General features: G+C 71.4%; 11 protein-coding genes. 5 read left to right on the top strand and 6 right to left on the bottom strand.

The window, feature by feature from the left end; all coding sequences use genetic code 11:
- Positions 1-2 precede the first annotated feature (2 nt).
- On the top strand, positions 3-8,270 hold the full coding sequence (locus tag AC1MLT_RS00770) for a glycoside hydrolase family 94 protein (RefSeq protein WP_481033394.1): 8,268 nt from the start codon (positions 3-5) through the stop codon (positions 8,268-8,270).
- Here AC1MLT_RS00770 and AC1MLT_RS00765 read toward each other — a convergent pair.
- The 3 genes from AC1MLT_RS00765 to AC1MLT_RS00755 are packed head-to-tail and all read right to left on the bottom strand — an operon-like array spanning position 8,267 to position 11,334.
- Complete coding sequence (locus tag AC1MLT_RS00765) at positions 8,267-9,460, bottom strand: AI-2E family transporter (protein WP_481033393.1); 1,194 nt, start codon at positions 9,458-9,460, stop codon at positions 8,267-8,269. The genes AC1MLT_RS00770 and AC1MLT_RS00765 overlap by 4 nt on opposite strands.
- Positions 9,457-10,209: a LytR/AlgR family response regulator transcription factor gene (locus AC1MLT_RS00760; protein WP_481033392.1), complete on the bottom strand. Its 753-nt coding sequence runs from the start codon at positions 10,207-10,209 to the stop codon at positions 9,457-9,459. Before AC1MLT_RS00760 ends, AC1MLT_RS00765 begins: the two co-directional genes overlap by 4 nt.
- A 24-nt stretch (positions 10,210-10,233) precedes the next feature.
- Positions 10,234-11,334: a sensor histidine kinase gene (locus AC1MLT_RS00755; protein WP_481033391.1), complete on the bottom strand. Its 1,101-nt coding sequence runs from the start codon at positions 11,332-11,334 to the stop codon at positions 10,234-10,236.
- A 38-nt stretch (positions 11,335-11,372) separates the two neighbouring features.
- Here AC1MLT_RS00755 and argH point away from each other — a divergent pair, with 38 nt between their 5' ends.
- The gene (gene argH, locus AC1MLT_RS00750; protein ID WP_481033390.1) at positions 11,373-12,791 is read left to right on the top strand and encodes an argininosuccinate lyase; all 1,419 of its coding nucleotides are present in this window, start codon (positions 11,373-11,375) and stop codon (positions 12,789-12,791) included.
- Between the two features lie 55 nt (positions 12,792-12,846).
- Here the strand turns inward: argH and AC1MLT_RS00745 are convergent, their stop codons facing one another.
- The gene (locus tag AC1MLT_RS00745) at positions 12,847-13,464 is read right to left on the bottom strand and encodes a DUF3455 domain-containing protein (RefSeq protein WP_481033389.1); all 618 of its coding nucleotides are present in this window, start codon (positions 13,462-13,464) and stop codon (positions 12,847-12,849) included.
- A 218-nt stretch (positions 13,465-13,682) separates the two neighbouring features.
- Here AC1MLT_RS00745 and AC1MLT_RS00740 point away from each other — a divergent pair, with 218 nt between their 5' ends.
- The 3 genes from AC1MLT_RS00740 (at position 13,683) to AC1MLT_RS00730 (ending at position 15,958) form a co-directional block, all read left to right on the top strand.
- Positions 13,683-14,258, top strand: a complete 576-nt coding sequence (locus AC1MLT_RS00740) for a sigma-70 family RNA polymerase sigma factor (RefSeq protein WP_481033388.1) — start codon at positions 13,683-13,685, stop codon at positions 14,256-14,258.
- Between the two features lie 10 nt (positions 14,259-14,268).
- Positions 14,269-15,024 carry an anti-sigma factor gene (locus tag AC1MLT_RS00735; RefSeq protein WP_481033387.1) on the top strand — a complete coding sequence of 252 codons (756 nt, stop codon included), beginning with the start codon at positions 14,269-14,271 and terminating at the stop codon, positions 15,022-15,024.
- A 142-nt stretch (positions 15,025-15,166) separates the two neighbouring features.
- Complete coding sequence (locus tag AC1MLT_RS00730; RefSeq protein ID WP_481033386.1) at positions 15,167-15,958, top strand: SGNH/GDSL hydrolase family protein; 792 nt, start codon at positions 15,167-15,169, stop codon at positions 15,956-15,958.
- Here the strand turns inward: AC1MLT_RS00730 and opgC are convergent.
- Positions 15,918-17,123 (bottom strand): OpgC domain-containing protein, encoded by a 1,206-nt coding sequence (gene opgC / locus AC1MLT_RS00725; RefSeq protein ID WP_481033385.1) that lies wholly within the window; start codon positions 17,121-17,123, stop codon positions 15,918-15,920. The two genes, AC1MLT_RS00730 and opgC, sit on opposite strands and share 41 nt — an antisense overlap.
- Before the next feature lie 4 nt (positions 17,124-17,127).
- Entirely contained in the window at positions 17,128-18,384 is a 1,257-nt protein-coding gene (locus tag AC1MLT_RS00720) for a glycosyltransferase family 4 protein (RefSeq protein ID WP_481033384.1), read from the bottom strand.
- Positions 18,385-18,526 lie beyond the last annotated feature (142 nt).

Below are 18,526 nucleotides of genomic sequence, written 5' to 3'. Positions count from 1 at the left end.
GGGTGGCGCTCCCGGTCCTCGCCCATTTCGAGTCCCTGAGTCCCTATGCCCGCACGCTGCTGTCCCGGCCGCGTGTCGAGGTGCAGCCGCCGGTGCGGTCGGAACTCTTCGGCGCCCAGCGTTTCGCCGAGCATGGTCGCAGCCTGGCGCGGGCCCAGAGCGTGCAGGACGACGCGGCCACCCGCGCCGCGCCGCCCTTCTTCCCGCGCGTCGACGAGAACCTGGCCTCGCTGCGGGGCGCCTTCGACTACATCGCGCTGACCTCGCGCAACGGACGCTACGTATCGCCAGCGGCCGAATGGCTGCTCGACAACTTCCACCTGGTGGAGGCGCAGCTCCAGCAGATCCGCGAGGGCGTGCCACGCGGCTACTACGCGCGCCTGCCCAAGCTGGAGACCGCGCCGCTGGCGGGACTGCCGCGCGTCTACGGCATCGCCTGGGCCTATGTGGCGCACACCGACAGCGTCCTCAACGCCGAACTCTTCACCACCTTCCTGGATGCCTACCAGGACGTCGAGGAACTGACCCTGGGCGAACTCTGGGCGCTGCCGACGACCCTGCGCGTGGTGCTGCTGGAGAACCTGCGCCGCATGGCCCAGGGCATCGCCGAGCAGAAGATCGCGCGCGAACTGGCGCATGCCGCCTGGGACGCGGCCGACCGCCTGACGACCGCCGACCTCGACGCGCTGTTCGCGCTGGCGCGCGCGCACGGGCTGGAATCGACCTTCTGCACGCAGCTGTGGCAACGCCTGCCGGTCGAGCGCCCGAGCCAGCCGCCGCCCCTGGTGGCCTGGACCGAGCGCAACTGCCCGAACGGCCCCGGCCTGATCGCCGAGGCCCAGGCCGAGCAGGCCGCCGCCAACCTGACGGTGGGCAACATCATCACCACGCTGCGCCTGATCGGGCAGGTCGAATGGGCCGACCTGATCGAGCCGGTGAGCCGCTCCCTGCGCGTGCTGCGCGAACTGCCGAGCTTCGGCCAGGAGAGCGAGGGCACGCGCCAGCAGATCACGCAGGCGATGGAGCGCGTCGCGCGCGCCACCGGACGCACCGAACGCGCCGTCGCCGAGACCGTGCTGCGCCTGGCGCTCGCGGCGGGCGATCCTGCGCCGGGCCCGCCGGGCGCCCTGGCCGGACCCGCCGACGCGCCGGCCGCCGCGCGCACCGCCGGCTATCACCTGCTCGGGCAGGGCCGGGGCGCCCTGGTGCTGGCGCTGGCGACGCGGTCGCCCCATCCGGCCGTGCGTGGCCGGGCGAAGGCGACGGCGGCGGCCATGCGCGATCCGCTCACCGGACGCGACGCCCGCCTGACGATGTATGTCCTGGCGATCGTCGCCGGCACCGCGCTGCTGCTGGCCGCCGTGGTGCAGGGCCTGCACCGGCGCGGCATCGCCGAGCTGGACGGGATGACGCTGGCGGCCCTGGCGCTGCTGGCCTGGCCGCTGTCGGAGGCGGTGATCGCGCTGATCCATCGCGTCACGGCCGAATCGACCCGGGTGCAGACGCTGCCGCGACTGGATTTCACCCACGGCATCCCGGCCGCGCATCGCGTGCTGGTGGCGCTGCCCACGATGCTGACGTCGAGCGCGGGCAACGCCCGGCTCGCGCACCGCCTGGAACTCCACTGGCTGGCCAACCGGGAGGACCATGCGCAATTCGCCCTGCTGAGCGACTTCGCCGATGCCGACCAGGCGACGTGCCCCGGCGACGCCGGATTGCTGGCCGACGCGCTGGGCCGCATCGCGCTGCTCAATGCCCGCCATCCCCCGGCGACGGGGGGTCCGCCACGCTTCGTGCTGCTGCACCGGCCACGCATCTGGTGTGCGACCGAGCGGCGCTGGATCGGCTGGGAACGCAAGCGTGGCAAGCTGGAGATGCTGCTGCGGCTGCTGGCCGAGGGCGATGCGAGCGGCTTCCTGCCGCTGGCGCCGGGCCTGTGGCTGGCGCCCTCGACGCCCTATGTCGTCACGCTCGACAGTGACACCGGACTGCCGCCGGACGGCCTGCGGGAGCTGGTCGCCATCGCGGCCCATCCGCTCAACGCGCCGCAGTTCGATGCCGCCAGCGGCCGGGTGGTCGCGGGCTTCGGCATCCTGCAGCCGCGCGTGGTCACGCCCCTGCCGGGCCGCGAGGAGCGCTCGCCGTTCCACTGGATGTTCGCCGGCCAGTGCGGCATCGACCCCTACAGCAGCGGCGCCTCGGACATCTACCAGGACCTGTTCGGCACCGGCTCGTTCACCGGCAAGGGCCTGCTGAACGTGCGGGCCGTCCATGCCGCGCTCGATGCCCGCCTGCCGGCGGACGCCGTGCTCAGCCACGACCTGCTCGAAGGCACGGTGGCGCGCTGCGCGGTGGTGAGCGACCTGGTGCTGATCGAGGACCATCCGCACCACGCCGGCGTCGCGGCCTCGCGCATCCATCGCTGGACGCGCGGCGACTGGCAGCTGCTGCCCCTGATGCTGCGCGCCCGGCACTTCGGCATCGACGCCCTGGGGCTGTGGAAGATGACCGACAACCTGCGCCGCTCGCTGGTGGCGCCGGCCTCGGCCGCATTGCTGATGCTGGCCGTCTTCACATCGGCACTGCCGCTGGCCTGGGCCTTCGGCGCCGTCGCCGCGGCCCTGGTGCTCGGCCCGCTGCTGGGCGCGCTGGCCGGCCTGGTGCCCACGCGGCGCTCGATCGCGCTGCGACACTTCTTCCAGGTCGGGGTGGTCGAGCTCGGGCGCGCCGTGGCCGGCGCGGCCTGGCAGTTCACGCAGCTGGCGGCGCTGACGCGCCTGCTGGCCGACGCCACCATCCGCGCGCTCTGGCGGCTGGCCGCGAGCCGGCGCCACCTGCTGCAGTGGACCACCGCCGAGCAGGCGCAGGCACAGGCGCGCTATGGCCTGGGGTCGTTCCTGCGCGGCGCGGCGCCGGTCGGCATCGCCTGCGTCGCGCTGGCCGTGGCCGCCGTGCTGTGGAGTCCGCATCCACTGGCCGGGGCGCTGCTGTTCGGCCTCTGGGCACTGGCGCCGGTGGCGGCCTGGTGGGCCAGCCGCGTGCCGGACCGGCTCCGGGCGCCCGGCGCCCTCGATGCCCGCGATCGCGACTATCTGCAGACGCTGGCGCGCGACACCTGGCGCTTCTTCGAGCATGCCGTCGGCCCCGAGGACAACCACCTGCCGCCCGACAACCTGCAGCTCGAACCCGAGCCCACCCTCGCGCATCGCACCTCGCCGACCAACATCGGCATGTACCTGCTGGCCTGCTGCTGCGCGCGCGACTTCGGCTGGATCGACGATGCCGCGCTGGTCGAGCGCCTGCGCGCCACCCTCGACAGCGTCGACCGGCTGGGCAAGCATCGCGGCCATCTCTACAACTGGTACGACACGCGCACCCTGCAGCTGCTGCCGCCGGCCTACGTCTCCAGCGTCGACAGCGGCAACCTGGCGGGCCATCTGCTGGCCGTGTCCGGCGCCTGCCGCGCCTTCGCCGCCGTGGAGCCCGCCGCCGCGACGGCCGGCCGGCGCGAGGCCCTGGGCGCCCTGGCCGAGCGCTGCGAGCACCTGTGCCGCGCGATGGACTTCAGCGGCCTCTACGATGCCAAGCGTCACCTGTTCCACATCGGCCTGCGCGTCGAGGACGATGTGCTCGACGCCAGCTACTACGACCTGATCGCTTCCGAGTCGCGGTTGCTGAGCTTCCTGGCCATCGCCAAGGGCGACGCGCCGCGGCGCCACTGGATGGCGCTCGGACGGCCGTTCCTGTCGGTGGGCGCCGCGCCGGGCCTGAAGTCGTGGTCGGGCTCGATGTTCGAGTACCTGATGCCGGCGCTCGTCATGAGCGAGCCCGACGACGGCATGCTGCAGGTCGCCAACCTCGCCGCCGTGCGCGAGCAGCAGGCCTTCGGCGCCCAGCAGGGGCTGCCCTGGGGCGTCTCGGAGTCGGCGTATTTCGCCCAGGACCATTCGCTGGCCTACCAGTACTCGCCCTTCGGCGTGCCACGCCTGGCCCTGCGCCGCACGCCACCGACCGATCGCGTGGTCGCGCCCTATGCCAGCGTGATGGCCACGCTGGTGACGCCGGCCGAGGCGGTGGCGAACCTGCGGCGGCTGGAGACGATGGGCGCGCGCGGCGAGTTCGGCTTCTTCGACGCCGTCGACTTCACGGTCGCGCGCCAGCCGCAGGGCCAGCCGCTGACCGTGGTGCGCAACTTCATGGCGCACCACCAGGGCATGGCGCTGGTGGCCCTGGGCAACGTGCTGCGCGACGACGCCCCGCGCCGCTGGTTCGGCGCCGCCGCGCTGGTCGAGGCGCACCTGTCGCTGCTGCACGAGCGCACGCCGCGTCAGATCATCGGCAGCGCCGATCCGCGCCAGCCGCCCGAACCCAGCCTGGGCGAGGCACCGGTGGCGCACCAGCCGCGCGTGGTCGATCCGACCGCGCCGGGCTTCCAGCCGACCCACCTGCTCTCCAACGGCCGCTACACCCTGGCGCTGCGCGCGAGCGGCGCCGGCGTGAGCCGCTGGCGTTCGTTCAATGTCACGCGCTGGCGCGACGATCCGCTGCGCGACGGCCACGGCACCTTCTTCTACGTGCGCGACGCCGGTGGCTCCGCGCTCACCTCGCTGACCGCCCTGCCCGCCGCCGGCGAGGGCTGGCAGTACCGGACCCGCTTCCTGGCCGACCAGGCCCAGTTCGACGCCGTGGGCGACGGCCTGCACGCGCGCACGATGGTGCTGATCAGCCCGGAGGACGACACCGAGCTGCGCACGGTGACGCTGCACAACACCGGCGCGGTCGAGCGCACGCTCGAACTGGTGTCCTACTTCGAGCCCGTGCTGTCGCAGCCGAAGGCCGACGAGGCCCATCCGGCCTTCGTCAACCTGTTCGTGGAGACACGCTGGGAGCCGCACTGGCGCGCCCTGCTGCTGGCGCGCAAGCCGCGCCTGCATGGCGACGCGGTGATGGCGGTGGCGCACTTCCTGGCGGCCACCGACGGCCACCTGGTGGCGGTCGACTGCGTGACCGACCGGCGCGCCTTCATCGGGCGCAATGGCACGCTGGCGGCGCCGCGCCTGGAGGCGCAGCCGCGCGATGCCGCCGGCGCGCCGATCAACGGCCTCGACCCGATCGCCAGCCTGCGCGTGACATTGCGCATCCCGGCCGGCGCCACCGCGCGCGTGACCTTCGCCACGGCGGCCGACGAGAGCATCGAGGCGCTGGTGCCGCGAATCGACCGCTACCTGCAGCCGATGCACGTCGAGCGCGCCATGCGCATGGCCGCCACCCTGGCGCAGGTGCGGCTGCGCGACCTGGCCATCGACCCGGCCAAGAACCTCGCGCTGCAGGACCTGACGACCATCCTGACCTACACCACGCCCCGCGTGATGAGCGATCGCGGGCCGATCGACCTGCGCCACATCTGGCGCTTCGGCATCTCCGGCGACAAGCCGATCGTGCTGGTGCACATCCATTCGAATGGCGGCATGGGCCTGATCAACACGCTGCTGCGGGCCCAGCCGTGGTGGGGCTTCGGCGGCGTGGCCTGCGACCTGGTCGTGCTCAACAGCGAACCGGGCTCCTACCTGATGCCATTGCAGCGCGAGATCGAGGCGCTGCGCGGCCGCGTGGCCCACGAGACGCAGAACAGCTTCCCGCGCAACGACGCGGCGGGCTTCTACCTGCTGCGCGACAACGAGGTGGTGCCGGCCGAGCGCGCCGCCCTGTCGAGCCTGGCGCGCGTGGTGTTCACGGCCGACGGCCGCACGCTCGAGGCCCAGATGACGGCGCTGCGCGAGGCGGCGACGCCGTCTCTCGCCACCCTGCTGGCGGCTGGGGACGACGAGTCCGCGCCCCCCGGGCGTACCCCGCTGGGCGCCACCCGCGTCGGCGCGAATCCCGGCGCGCCGGTGCTGGCGGTGCAGGGCGGCTTCGACGCCGCCAGCGGCGAATTCCGCTTCGAGGTCGACGCCGCGCGGCGCACGCCCAAGCCGTGGATCAACGTCATCGCCAATGCCTCCTTCGGCTTCCAGGTCTCGGAGACCGGCACCGGCTACACCTGGGCCGCCAACAGCCGCATGCACCAGCTCACGCCCTGGTCCAACGATCCGGTCCAGGACCCGGCGTTCGAGCACTACCTGCTGCAGGACGTGGACACGCGCGAGCTGCTGCCGCTGACCCCGGCGAGTCGCGGCGACGGCGCCGTCGCCCATCGCGTGCGCCATGGCCAGGGCTACAGCGTGTTCGAGTGCGCCAGCGCCGGCATCGCGCTGGAGACCACCTTCTTCGCCGACCGCGACGAGCGCATGAAGCTGGTGCGGGTGCGCATCCGCAACGGTGGCAGGACGCGCCGCCGGCTGCGCGCGCTGGCGCTGGTCGAATGGCAGATGGGCGCGGCGCGCGGCGAGCGGCGCACCGTCCACACCTGGAAGCCCGACGACCTGCCGGCCGTGTTCGGCCAGCAGCGCGAATGCAGCGGCGGCTTCGGCGGCAGCACCGCCTTCGTCGCCCTGGCCGGCCTGCCCGGCGGCGTGGCCGACGCGGTGCAGTGGACCTGCGAGCGCAGCGAGTTCTTCGCCGGCTTCGGCGGCATCGAGATCCCCGACCTGCTCGGACGACGCGCCGGCAACGGCCTCGATGCCTGCGCCGCCATCGACGGCGAGTTCTTCCTGGAGGCCGGCGGCAGCGCGCAGCTGTGCTTCATGCTCGGCCACGCGCCCGATGCCGAGGCCGCCATGGCCCTGGCGCGCCGCTGGCAGCAGCACGACGTCGATGCCGCGCTGGCGCGCTCGCGCGGCTTCTGGGACGAGCTGCTCGGCCGGCTGCAGGTGCGCACGCCCGATCCGCTGTTCGACGCCCTGGTCAACCGCTGGCTGATGTACCAGACGCTGGTCTGCCGGCTGTGGTCGAAGGCCGGCTTCTACCAGGCCGGCGGCGCCTTCGGCTTTCGCGACCAGCTGCAGGACGCGATGGCCTTCGCGCTGACCGACCCGGACCGGCTGCGCGGGCAGATCCTCGTCAACGCGGCGCGGCAGTTCCCCGAGGGCGACGTCCAGCACTGGTGGCACATGCCCGGCGGCGCCGGCGTGCGCACCCATTTCTCGGACGACCTGCTGTGGCTGCCCTATGCCATCTCGCACCATGCCGAGGTGACCGGCGACGTCTCGCTGCTGGACGAGCAGGTGCCCTTCATCGACGGACCCGGCATCCCCGAGGGCGCCGAGGACGCCTACTACGCGCCGCAGGTCACCGAGGCGCGGGCCAGTGTCTACGAGCATGGCGCGCGCGCCATCGACCGCAGCCTGGCGACCGGCGTCCACGGCCTGCCGCTGATGGGCACGGGCGACTGGAACGACGGCATGAACCGCGTCGGCCACGAAGGCCGTGGCGAATCGGTCTGGCTGGCCTGGTTCCTGTGCAGCGTGGTCGAGCGCTACGCGCCGCTGGCGCAGGCGCGCGGCGACGGCGAGCGGGCACGGCGCTGGCTCGACGCGCGAAGCGGCTGGATCGCGGCGCTGCACGATGCCGGCTGGGACGGCGCCTGGTTCCGCCGCGCGTTCTTCGACGATGGCACGCCGCTCGGGTCGGCGGTCAACGACGAATGCCGCATCGACCTCATCGCGCAGGCCTGGGCGGTGCTCTCCGGCGCCTCTGACGAGGCGCACACGCGCCCGGCCATGGCGGCGCTGCAGGCGCAGCTGCACGACCCGGACGCCAACCTGCTGCGCCTGCTGCATCCGCCGCTCGCGCAGTCGGATCCCAGTCCCGGCTACATCCAGGCCTATCCGCCCGGCGTGCGCGAGAACGGCGGCCAGTACTCGCATGCCGCCGTCTGGGCGCTCATGGCCCAGGCGCTGTCGGGCGACACCCGGGCCGCGTGGGAGAGCTTCGAGGGCCTGAGCCCGGCGCACCGCGCGGCGCATCCGACGCGCGGCGCGGCCTACGAGCTGGAGCCCTATGTGATGGCCGGCGACATCTATGGCGCCGCGCCCTATGTCGGCCGGGGCGGCTGGAGCTGGTACACCGGCTCGGCCGCCTGGCTGCACCGCGCGGCGGTCGAGACCCTGCTCGGCCTGGAGGTGCGCGGCGATCGCCTGCGCGTCACGCCGCGCGTGCCGGCGCACTGGAGCGGGTTCGAGATGACGCTCACGCTGCGCGGCACGACGCTGACGCTGCGCCACGGGACGCCACCGGGCGCCGCGCCGCGCACCCCGACGCGCCATGCCGCCAGCGGCGAATGGATCGACTGGCACACCCTGCCCGCCGATGCCCTGGTGCAGGTCGGCTAGTCGCCGAGCAGTTCGCCGATGGGCTGCAGGTCCTCGACGCGATCGCAGACCGACTTCACGATCATCATGATCGGGATGCCCAGCAGCAGGCCCCACACGCCCCACAGCCAGCCCCAGAAGATCACGCCGACGAACACCGCCACCGGGTTCATGCGGCTGGTGCGGCTGGTGAGCCAGGGCGTCAGCAGGTTGCCCACCAGGGTGTGGATGAGCAGCGACACGCCGCCCACCAGCACCGCCATCTCGATGGTGTTGAACTGCAGGAAGGCGACCAGCGCCGACGTGCCCATCACCAGCACCGAGCCGACATACGGGATCAGGTTGGTCACGCCCGCGACGATGCCCCAGACCGCCGCGTTCTCCAGGCCGATGGCCCAGAACGCGAGTCCGGTGACGATCCCGACCAGCGCGCTGGTGAAGATCTGCACCAGCAGGTAGCGCTCGATGTTGCGGGTGATGTCGTCGAGCACGTGCACGGTGATCTTCTTCTTCTGCAGGCTCTGGCCGGTGATCTTGACCAGCTTGCGGCGGAAGGTGTTGCCCGAGCAGAGCGAGAAGAAGGTCAGGAAGGCGACCAGCGTGAGCTGCCCCAGCGCGCCGGCCAGGCCGACCGTGCCGCTCCAGAGGTAGTCGCGCACGTTGAAGGGCGGCCGCTCGATCGTCACCCGCGTGATGCCGCGACGGCTGGCCTGCGCCGATGCCGCCTGCGCCGCCTGCTCCAGCTGCGCGGCGGCCTGCTGCACGGTGTCGAGCGTGCTGGTGTTGCGCGCGCTCGGCCGGCTGGCCATCGCCTGGCGCAGCTTCTGCGCCGCCACCGGCAGCGAGTCGACCAGCTGCGCGGCGCTGCCCGAGAGCGAATAGCCGGTGGTGCCGAAGGCGCCGGCGATGCCCAGCAGGATGGCCGCCGCGCCGATCACGCGTGGCACGCGCAGGCGTTCCAGCCGGTCGACCAGCGGCGCCAGCGCATAGGTCAGGATCAGGCTGAGCATCAGCGGGATGAACACCGCCGCCGCCCAGCGCAGCGCGAAGATGCTGGCCAGCACCGCGATCACCACCAGCGAGGCGCTGCGGACGTCGACGGGCATGTGCAGCAGCACCCGCTCGCGGCGCTCCTCCACCTCCTGTTGCGCCTCGACGAGCGCGTCGAGCTGATGCCCTTCCTCGGGCGTGGCGCCGGACGGCGCCGTCATGGCGCCTCCTTCAGCGCTTCGCGCACGCTGGCGAGCTGCCGGCGCGAGACCGCGATCGGCTCCGGGATGCCATCGAGCCGCACGGCCCAGCCTTCGACGTCGTCGCTGGCGGCCACGCGCTCGAGCTTGCGCACCGAGGCCAGCGCGACCAGCGCATTGCGATGCACGCGCACGAAACGCCCGGCATAGCGCTCCTCGAACTCGCTCAGCGAGCCTTCGAGGATGTAGCTGCGCGCGGCGGTGCGCACGGTGAGGTACTTGAACTCGGACTTCAGGTAGCGCACCGAGGCCAGCGGCACCCGCTCGACCCGGCCGCGATCCTGGATCAGCAGCGTCTCCTGCGTCTGCCCGGCTCCGGCCGCCTGCGCGTGCCGGTCCTTGCGATGGCGCTCGACCTTCTGCAGCGCCTGCTGCAGGCGCTCCACCCGCACCGGCTTGGTCAGGTAGTCGACCACGTCGAGTTCGAACGCCGTGACGGCGTGCATCGAATGCGCCGTCACGAAGACCAGCGCCGGCGCGTCCGGCAGCTCGGCGATCACGCGCGCCAGTTCGAGGCCGTCCATGCCGGGCATGTGGATGTCCAGCAGCACCAGGTCGAACGCCGTGCTCTGCAGCAACTGCCGCGCCTGCGCGGCGTGCGTCGCCTCCGAGACGACATCCGCGGCCGGCTCCGTGCAGTCGCCCAGCAGGGTCCGCAGGCGCGCCCGCGCCAGCGCTTCGTCATCGACGATCAGGGTTCTCAGAGGCATGGACTTTCTCCGGGCGCGGCATGCTCATGTCCCGACCGGGACGGCGATGCGCACGCGATAGTTGTTGTTTTCGATACCGGCGGCGAACTGCGCCTGCACGTCGTGCAGGAGCTGCAGCCGGTCACGGACGTTCCCCAGCGCGATGCCGTTGCCGTCATGGCGCACCGTCGTGTTCCAGGGCGCGGGCGGGAGCGTGTTGACCACCTCGATCACCGCCAGGCCGCCCCGACGCCGCGTGCGCACCAGCAGCATGCCGCCCTCGGGACTCGGTTCGATGCCGTGCTTGACCGAGTTCTCCACCAAGGGCTGCAGCAGCAGCGGCGGCAGGCGGGCCCCATCGGCGGCCGGATCGAGATCCCAGAGGATGGTCAGGCGCTTGTCGAAGCGCACCTGCTCGATCGCCAGGTAGCGGCGCGCCAGCAGGATCTCGTCGCCCAGCGTGACCGAGTCGCCGGGCTCGGCCAGCGCGCCCCGGAAGAGCTCGCTCAGATCCTCCAGCATGGTCTCGGCCTTGACCGGGTCCTCGCGCACCAGGGCGATGGCGCTGTTGAGCGTGTTGAAGAGGAAGTGCGGCCGGATGCGCGCCTGCAGCTCCTGCAGCCGCGCGGCGGTCGCCGCCGGCATCCGCCCGCGCGCGCGCAGCACCAGCAGCGACATGAACACCGCCGCGAACATGCCGCCGGCGGTGGCCGAGGCCACCCACTGCGCCGATCCGACGACGTCGCTCAGGCGCAGCAGGGCATAGCCATAGAGCGCCGAGACCGCCCCCAGCCCGACGCCGGCTGCGTACTGCACCCGGTGCGACCCGCGCGCCATCAGCTTGCGGCTCGCGCAGGTGGCCACCAGCCAGTGCAGCGTCGCCGGCAGCGCGCCACCGGTGATCGACCCGGCCAGGACCAGCCAGGCGGTCGGCGTCGACGTCAGGAACAGCGCCACCACGGCGACCGTCGCCTCCACCAGCAGCACCGCGCGCAGCACCACGCCGATGTGGCAGGCGTCGAACAGCAGGCTTGCGGCGCGCGGCGCGGCGCCCTTCGCGCCCTGCCCGGGTGGCGAAGTTCGCGGCGGAGCCGGAGAGGTAGCCGATAAGATCGGCGGCTTGCGCATGACAGATTGCAGATACATCGAGTGACAAACTCATTATTGCCTCGCCAACGCCTTCCATGACCAAAAACCAATTCGACAAAAAATCCGAAGCCTGGTCGGCCCTGTTCTCCGAGCCGATGAGCGACCTCGTCAAACGCTATACCTCCAGTGTGTTCTTCGACCAGCGGCTGTGGGAGGCCGACATCACGGGTTCGCTCGCGCACGCCGGCATGCTGGCGACGCAAGGAATCATCGCAGCGCAGGACCATGCCGCGATCGAGCGCGGGATGGCTCAGGTGCGCTCTGAAATTGAATCCGGCGCCTTCGAATGGAAGCTCGACCTGGAGGACGTGCACCTGAACATCGAGGCGCGCCTGACCCAGATCGTGGGCGATGCCGGCAAGCGGCTGCACACCGGCCGCAGCCGCAACGACCAGGTCGCGACCGACGTCCGGCTGTGGCTGCGTGGCGAGATCGACCTGATCGGCGACCTGCTGGCGGCGCTGCAGCGCGCGCTGGTGGACATCGCCGAGCGGAACGTCGAGGTCATCCTGCCGGGCTTCACGCACCTGCAGGTGGCCCAGCCGGTGAGCTTCGGGCATCACATGCTGGCCTATGTCGAGATGTTCGCGCGCGATGCCGAGCGACTGCTCGACGTGAGGAAGCGCGTCAACCGCCTGCCGCTGGGCGCCGCCGCGCTGGCCGGCACCAGCTATCCGCTGGACCGCGAACAGGTCGCGCGCGCGCTGGGCATGGTCGACGAGACCGGCGCCGCCGTGGTCTGCCAGAACAGCCTGGATGCCGTGAGCGACCGCGACTTCGCCATCGAGTTCACCGCCGCCGCCTCGCTGGCCATGATCCACGTCAGCCGCCTGAGCGAGGAGCTGATCCTGTGGATGAGCCAGAGCTTCGGCTTCATCGACATCGCCGACCGCTTCTGCACCGGCTCGTCGATCATGCCGCAGAAGAAGAACCCGGACGTCCCCGAACTCGCCCGTGGCAAGACCGGCCGCGTGGTCGGACACCTGATGGGCCTGATCACCTTGATGAAGGCCCAGCCGCTGGCCTACAACAAGGACAACCAGGAGGACAAGGAGCCGCTGTTCGACACCGTCGATACGCTCAAGGACACCCTGCGCATCTTCGCGGAGATGGTCGGCGGCATCACGGTCAAGCCCGAGGCGATGGAGCGCGCCGCCCTGCGCGGCTATGCCACGGCCACCGATCTGGCGGACTACCTGGTGAAGAAGGGCCTGCCCTTCCGCGATGCGCACGAGACGGTGGCCCATGCGGTCAAGGCGGCGATCTCGCACCAGGTCGACCTGTCGGAGCTGCCGCTCGCGGTGCTGAAGCAATTCAACCCGACGATCGAGAAGGACGTCTACGACATCCTGAGCCTGCGCGGCTCGCTCGAGGCGCGCGACGTGCTCGGTGGCACCGCGCCGGCGCAGGTGCGCGCCCAGATCGCGCGGCATCGCGCCCGACTCGGCGCCTGAGCGCCCGATCGATGGCTCACGCCGGCGCCACGCCGGCCGGGGCGCCCCGCATGCCTCACATCGCGCGATAGAAGATGTAGTCGGCCTGGTACTTGACGATCTGCTTCTGCGCCATGTTCGAGGCGCCGCAGGCCATGGAGGGCGCGACGCCGCCGCGGGTGGCGGTGCGCTGGATGTAGGTCACGCCCTGCATCGCGCCCATGCCCATCGCCGGATTGGCCTTGACCAGCTGGTGGGGGATGTTGTCCGGGCCGTTGGGCGCGACCGCGACCTGCGTCGCCGTGACCTTCGAGCCATCCATGTGGGCCCAGGTGGCGGGCGGTCCGACATAGGTGCCGACCTGCTTGCCGGCGCGATCCATCAGCTTCGCGTCGGGACCGACGAACACCCATTCGAACTGGCCCGGCATCGCGGCCTTGGCGCGGCACTCGTAGGTGATGTCGCCGGCGCCCACCGTCTCCAGGGCCACCACGTTGCCCGCGGGCACCTTCACGGGCTCGGGCAGCGCGGCCTGCGAGAAGGGCATCCGGCCCATCGACGAGCCCATGGCGCCCATCGAGGAGCCCATCGAGGAGCCCATCGAGCCCATGGGTTTTATGCCGGTGCCCGAACATGCAGACAGCGCGGCGACGGCGGCGACGAGGGGAGCGAGGGCGATGAGTCGAATGTTCATGGTCGTTTCCTTTGAATCGGAGTGGGAAGGGATGCCATGCGAGGGCGCGGCGGCCGGATCGCAGGAGCGTTATGGCGGAGCGTCGCGAGCCAGCTCGTCAGCGCGCCACCTGACAGGGGGTACGCGATGACCCGTCCGTCGGATTCAACGGCGGCTCCTGAATCCGCCTCCGCTCCACCGACGTATCCCGCTCATGCTCTCCCCTGCACAATCCGCGCATGAACGTTCCCCTTTCGGATGCCGAACTCATGGCTCTCATCGACCGCGTCGGCCAGCGCGACGAAGCCGCGTTGCGGTTGCTCTACGACAGCGCGTCGCCGCGGCTCTTCGGGCTGGCGCTGCGCGTCGTGCGACAGCGCGAGTGGGCCGAGGACGCCCTGCAGGAGGCCTTCATCACGATCTGGCGCGTGGCCGGCGACTATCGCGCCTCGCTGAGTCCGCCGATGGCGTGGATGGGCCTGATCGTGCGCAGCCGCTCGCTCGACCTGTTGCGCCGGCGCACCGCCGACCGCGCGCAGCTGACGCAGGAATTCGACGACGTGATGGCCGACACGCTGGCTTCGGACGGCCCGTCGCCCATGGACATCACCGAGGCCAGCGAGCAGGCCTGGGCCCTGCAGCAATGCCTCCAGCAGCTCGAGGGGCGGCAGCGCGAGGTGGTCAGCCTGGCCTACCTGCGCGATCTCAGTCATGGCGAGCTGGCCGAGCAGCTCAAGCTGCCCCTGGGCACCGTGAAGACCTGGATCCGGCGCGGCCTGGAAAAACTGCGCGTCTGCATGACGCGCTTCGCGTGAGGACCGTCGCATGAACATCTCGAATCCCGGCAACCGCCTCGAACTCCTGGCCGCGAGCTATGCGCTGGGCACCCTGCGGGGTGGCGCGCGGCGCCGCTTCGAGGCCATCGCCCGCGAGCAGGCCACGGTGCGCGCCGCCGCGCTGGTCTGGCAGGGCCGCCTCGCCAGCCTGACGGAACTGGAACCCGGCACGAAGCCCGATGCCGCCGTCTGGAGCCGCATCCTCAACCAGATCGAGATCGACAAGACCGAGCAGGCGCTGGCGCAACAGCGCCGCGCGGCGCGACCCATCGAGCGGGCGCCACGGCGCGGCTGGCTGCGCAGCCTGGCGCTCTGGCGTGGAGCGACGGCCGCCGGGGCGCTGGCGACCGTGGTCGCGGCGGTCGTCGGCCTGAACCTGTACGACCAGCTGCGCAACGCGCCGGCCGTGCGCTATGTGGCCGTGCTGTCCGACGAGGCGGCCCGGGCCTCGATGCTGGTGACCTTCGATCCGAAACGCCAGCAGCTCACGCTGCAGCGCGTGGGCGACTTCCGCGAAGGCGTGGACAAGTCGCTGCAGCTGTGGGCGCTGCCGCCCGGCGGCGCGCCACAGTCCCTGGGGGTGCTCGACCACGCGCCGGCCCTGCGGCTGGCGGCCTCGGAATCGGCGGTGCGCGAGGTGCCGGCCCTGGCGATCAGCCTGGAGCCGGCCGGTGGCGCGCCACGCGGCAGCGGACCGACCGGCCCGGTGCTGTTCAAGGGCCCGTTGATCGAGAAGACGCTGTAGGGGCTCACTTCGAGCGCGGCGGATGTCGGCGCGGATGCCGGATCCACGTCGGCCGAATCATTTGGATACGATTTTTCCGGTGATCCCGGGGAAACCTGCCAACGCAAAGCCGTCGAAGCACGTTGCCCTTGCCATGGTGCTCATGAAACCCCTTCTTTCATTCTGTGCTTCGATCCTGGTCGCGTTGGCCACCCAGGCCCCGGCCCATGCCGAGACGCCCTCCCCCGAATACGTCGCCGCGATGAGCCGCTGGCAGGGATCGCTGTCGGCCTTCGACAGCGCCGACAAGGAACGCCTGCCGGGCGAAGGCGGCGTGCTCTTCGTGGGCAGCTCGACGATCCGTTTCTGGACCCACCTGGCGCAGGACTTCCGCGAACAGCCGGTGGTCATCAATCGCGGCTTCGGCGGCTCCACGATGGCCGACTGCAGTCTCTTCACGCGCGAACTGGTGGTGCGCTACAAGCCACGCCACGTGCTGGTCTACGCCGGCGACAACGACCTGGCCGAGGGCCGCACGCCGCTGCAGGTGCTCGACAGCTTCATCCGCTTCGCCCACACCGTGCGCGAGACGTTGCCCGATGCGCGCATCAGCTACATCTCGGTCAAGCCGAGCCCGGCGCGCGAGGCGCTGCTGCCGAAGATCCGCGAGACCAACAACATCATCTCGGCCTATGTGCACGCGCTGGGGAACAGCGAGTACATCGACATCTTCACGCCCATGATGGGCGCCGACAACCGGCCCCGCGCCGAGCTGTTCCTGGGCGACCGCCTGCACATGAACGAGACCGGCTACCGGCTCTGGCACTCGGTCATCGCCGCGCACGTCGGCCCGGCCCCGGCCGCGCTGGCGGCCACGGTGCCGGCCCTGCGGTCGCCGGCGGCGGGCGGCGCCGTCACGACGGTGTCGAGCGCGGCGCCATCGCCACGGCCCTGAGACGCTGCCGCGCGGCGCGGCGCTCGTCGACCCACAGGGTGGCGCGCGCCACCGCGTAGAGCCCGCCGAACACCGCCACCAGCAGCAGCGCATCGCCCCACCAGGGCCGCGCGGTCTGGCTGTTGCCATAGAACGCCAGCACCAGCAGCACCGCCACCAGGTGCGCGCAGAACACCGGCAGCGATGCCGAACCCATCGCCTCGAGCCAGTGCAGGCGCGGCAGCCGGCGCATCAGGGCCGGACCGAAGCCGATCGCCAGCACCCCCAGCGCCACCAGGTCGAGCAGGCGCAGCGGACCGAGCAGCCACTTGTCGAACAGCAGGTTCAGGTGGTCGTCGGCGCCGAACGGCGCCTGGCCGTGGGGGCCGTGGTGGCGCCAGTAGAAGCCATAGAGCGCGATCCCCGCCGCCAGCACCAGCAGCCACGCCGGCATGCGCAGGGGCCGGGCATCCGGCGCGCTGCGGGCCGCGCCCATCCACAGGCCGATGAACCACAGGAACTGCCAGGCATAGGCGTTGAAGGCCCCCATCTCGTGGAACGGCACCGGAATGCCGGTCCAGTGCACCGCGACGCGGTAGATGGCCTCGCTTAGGCCGAACTGCGCCAGCGCCCAGACCAGCGTGCTGGTCAGGATCACGGGGGCCCAGCCATGGCGGAACGCGAACGCCAGCACCCACGGACTCAGCAGCATGAAGAAGATGTACATCGGCAGGATGTCGAGCAGCGCCGGTTCGTAGACCAGCAGCAGGCCGAAGAGGAAGCCCTCGCGCGGCTGCGTCAGGTAGTACGACATCAGGTTCTTCACCGCCGGCTGGTCGATGCGCAAGCCGACCGCCGCGATGATGGTGAAGAGGAACAGCAGCGTCGCCGCCTGGGCCATGTAGATCTTCAGCGCGCGCTGCCAGAACGCGCGCCGCATGGCGTCGATGCCGTCGCGGTAGCCGGTGCGGCTGTAGACCAGCCCGGCCATGAAGGCCGACAGCAGCACGAAGCCCTCGGCCGCCGAGACGAAGCCGAAGGGCTGGCCGAGCGGATCGGTCAGCCGCGTGGGCAGGTGGGTGACCGTCATCAGCACGAGCATCAGCCCGCGCAAGGCGTCGATCTCCCAATAGCGCTGCGATGGCGCGGACGCCGGCCCGGTGCCCGGGGGCGGGGCAGGCTTCATCGGTTCAGTTGATGACGGCGGCGACGGCGGCGGCGGCGGCAGGGGCGGCGACGGCCGGCGGGGCGCCCTCGAGCCGGCGGATGGCATCCACCACGGTGTCGCCATAGGTGGTCCAGGAGTAGCTGGCCGAATGCCGCGCCGCCTCCTCCTTCATCGCCACCAGCTCGGGGCGATGCTGGTTGAGCCAGGAGAGCTTCTCGGCGATCTTCTGCGGCGAGCGTATCGGCACCAGGAATCCGGTGCGGCCCTCGACGACCAGGTCGGCGCCGCCGGTATTGGGCGTGATGACCACCGGCAGGCCCTGGCTCATCGCCTCCTGCATGACCAGCGCGCGACCCTCGACGATCGAGGGCAGGCAGAACACGTCGCAGCTGCGCATGAGCGCCAGCACCTCGGCATGCGGGCGACTCTTCTCGTGGGTGAAGCCGGCGTACTGGCCGCGATAGAACTCCATGCTCTCCATCAGCGAGCCGAGCACCACCAGCTCGATGTTCTCGCCGGCCAGCAGCTTCATGGCGGCGAACAGGTCGGCCAGGCCCTTGCGCTGGCCCATGGAGCCGGCGAACAGCACGCGCATCGGACGCGCCGGATCGAGCGCGGCCTGCGACCAGCCCTCGGTCCAGCGGGCCGGCGAGCCGAACGGCGACATCACGATCGCCTTGTGCGCGGCCGATGCCGGCAGCGAATCGCGCACGAAGGTACTGGCCACCACCACCAGGTCGGCCAGTTCGAGCTCCTGCGTCTTGCGCGCCAGCTTGGCGCGCGAGTCGACCAGGCCGCCGCCGAGCGTGGCGGCCCAGTCGGGCAGGCGCTCGGCCTCCTCCTGCTGCAGCCGGTGGCCGAGCTCCCAGTAGGCGATCGGCAGGTCGTAGATGCGCTTGAGGCCCAATGCGCCGGCGGCGCGGAAGGTGTCGAGCGCACCATCCTCGTAGGCATAGACGGCGCCGAGCGGCTCGCGCCGCTGCACCGAGGACAGCGAACGCGCCACGAAACGGTCGAAATCCTGGATCACGGCATCGAGCGAGGCGAAGCCCTGCTCGTGGCGCAGGGCCGAGCGCCAGCCGGCGCCGCCGCAGATCACGCGCGCGAGCTCGCGCCAGCGATGCTGCAGGATCTTCTCGCGCGGCACGTCGAAGCGCCGCCGCAGCCAGTCGCGCCGCACGCCGGCGGGCATCAGGCGCAGCATGGCGCTGTTCTCGTCGGCGGCGACGGTGGTGGCGAAGCGCGCCAGGAGCCCCGCACGGGTGAGCGCGTCCAACATGGCGCGAACGTTTTGATTACCTGCGGAGTGGCTCAGTAGCACTTTCATAGCGGCCGATCATAGTGGAGCGGTCCCAGCTGAAAAGGCTTGTTCCGACATGGACTTGGGCTAGTCTTCGCCGCGGAGGGAGAAGTCGTTGGAG

Source organism: Variovorax sp. PEI5 (genome assembly GCF_056679935.1).
This window is presented reverse-complemented; position numbering and strand designations above follow the sequence as displayed.

Bases quoted from the DNA above. Each gene is read 5' to 3' on its own strand.
- opgC (WP_481033385.1), bottom strand. From the start codon at position 17,123: ATGAAGCCTGCCCCGCCCCCGGGCACCGGGCCGGCGTCCGCGCCATCG.
- AC1MLT_RS00745 (WP_481033389.1), bottom strand. From the start codon at position 13,464: ATGAACATTCGACTCATCGCCCTCGCTCCCCTCGTCGCCGCCGTCGCC.
- AC1MLT_RS00740 (WP_481033388.1), top strand. From the start codon at position 13,683: ATGAACGTTCCCCTTTCGGATGCCGAACTCATGGCTCTCATCGACCGC.
- AC1MLT_RS00760 (WP_481033392.1), bottom strand. From the start codon at position 10,209: ATGCCTCTGAGAACCCTGATCGTCGATGACGAAGCGCTGGCGCGGGCG.
- AC1MLT_RS00720 (WP_481033384.1), bottom strand. From the start codon at position 18,384: ATGTTGGACGCGCTCACCCGTGCGGGGCTCCTGGCGCGCTTCGCCACC.
- argH (WP_481033390.1), top strand. From the start codon at position 11,373: ATGACCAAAAACCAATTCGACAAAAAATCCGAAGCCTGGTCGGCCCTG.
- AC1MLT_RS00765 (WP_481033393.1), bottom strand. From the start codon at position 9,460: ATGACGGCGCCGTCCGGCGCCACGCCCGAGGAAGGGCATCAGCTCGAC.
- AC1MLT_RS00735 (WP_481033387.1), top strand. From the start codon at position 14,269: ATGAACATCTCGAATCCCGGCAACCGCCTCGAACTCCTGGCCGCGAGC.
- AC1MLT_RS00755 (WP_481033391.1), bottom strand. From the start codon at position 11,334: ATGTATCTGCAATCTGTCATGCGCAAGCCGCCGATCTTATCGGCTACC.
- AC1MLT_RS00730 (WP_481033386.1), top strand. From the start codon at position 15,167: ATGAAACCCCTTCTTTCATTCTGTGCTTCGATCCTGGTCGCGTTGGCC.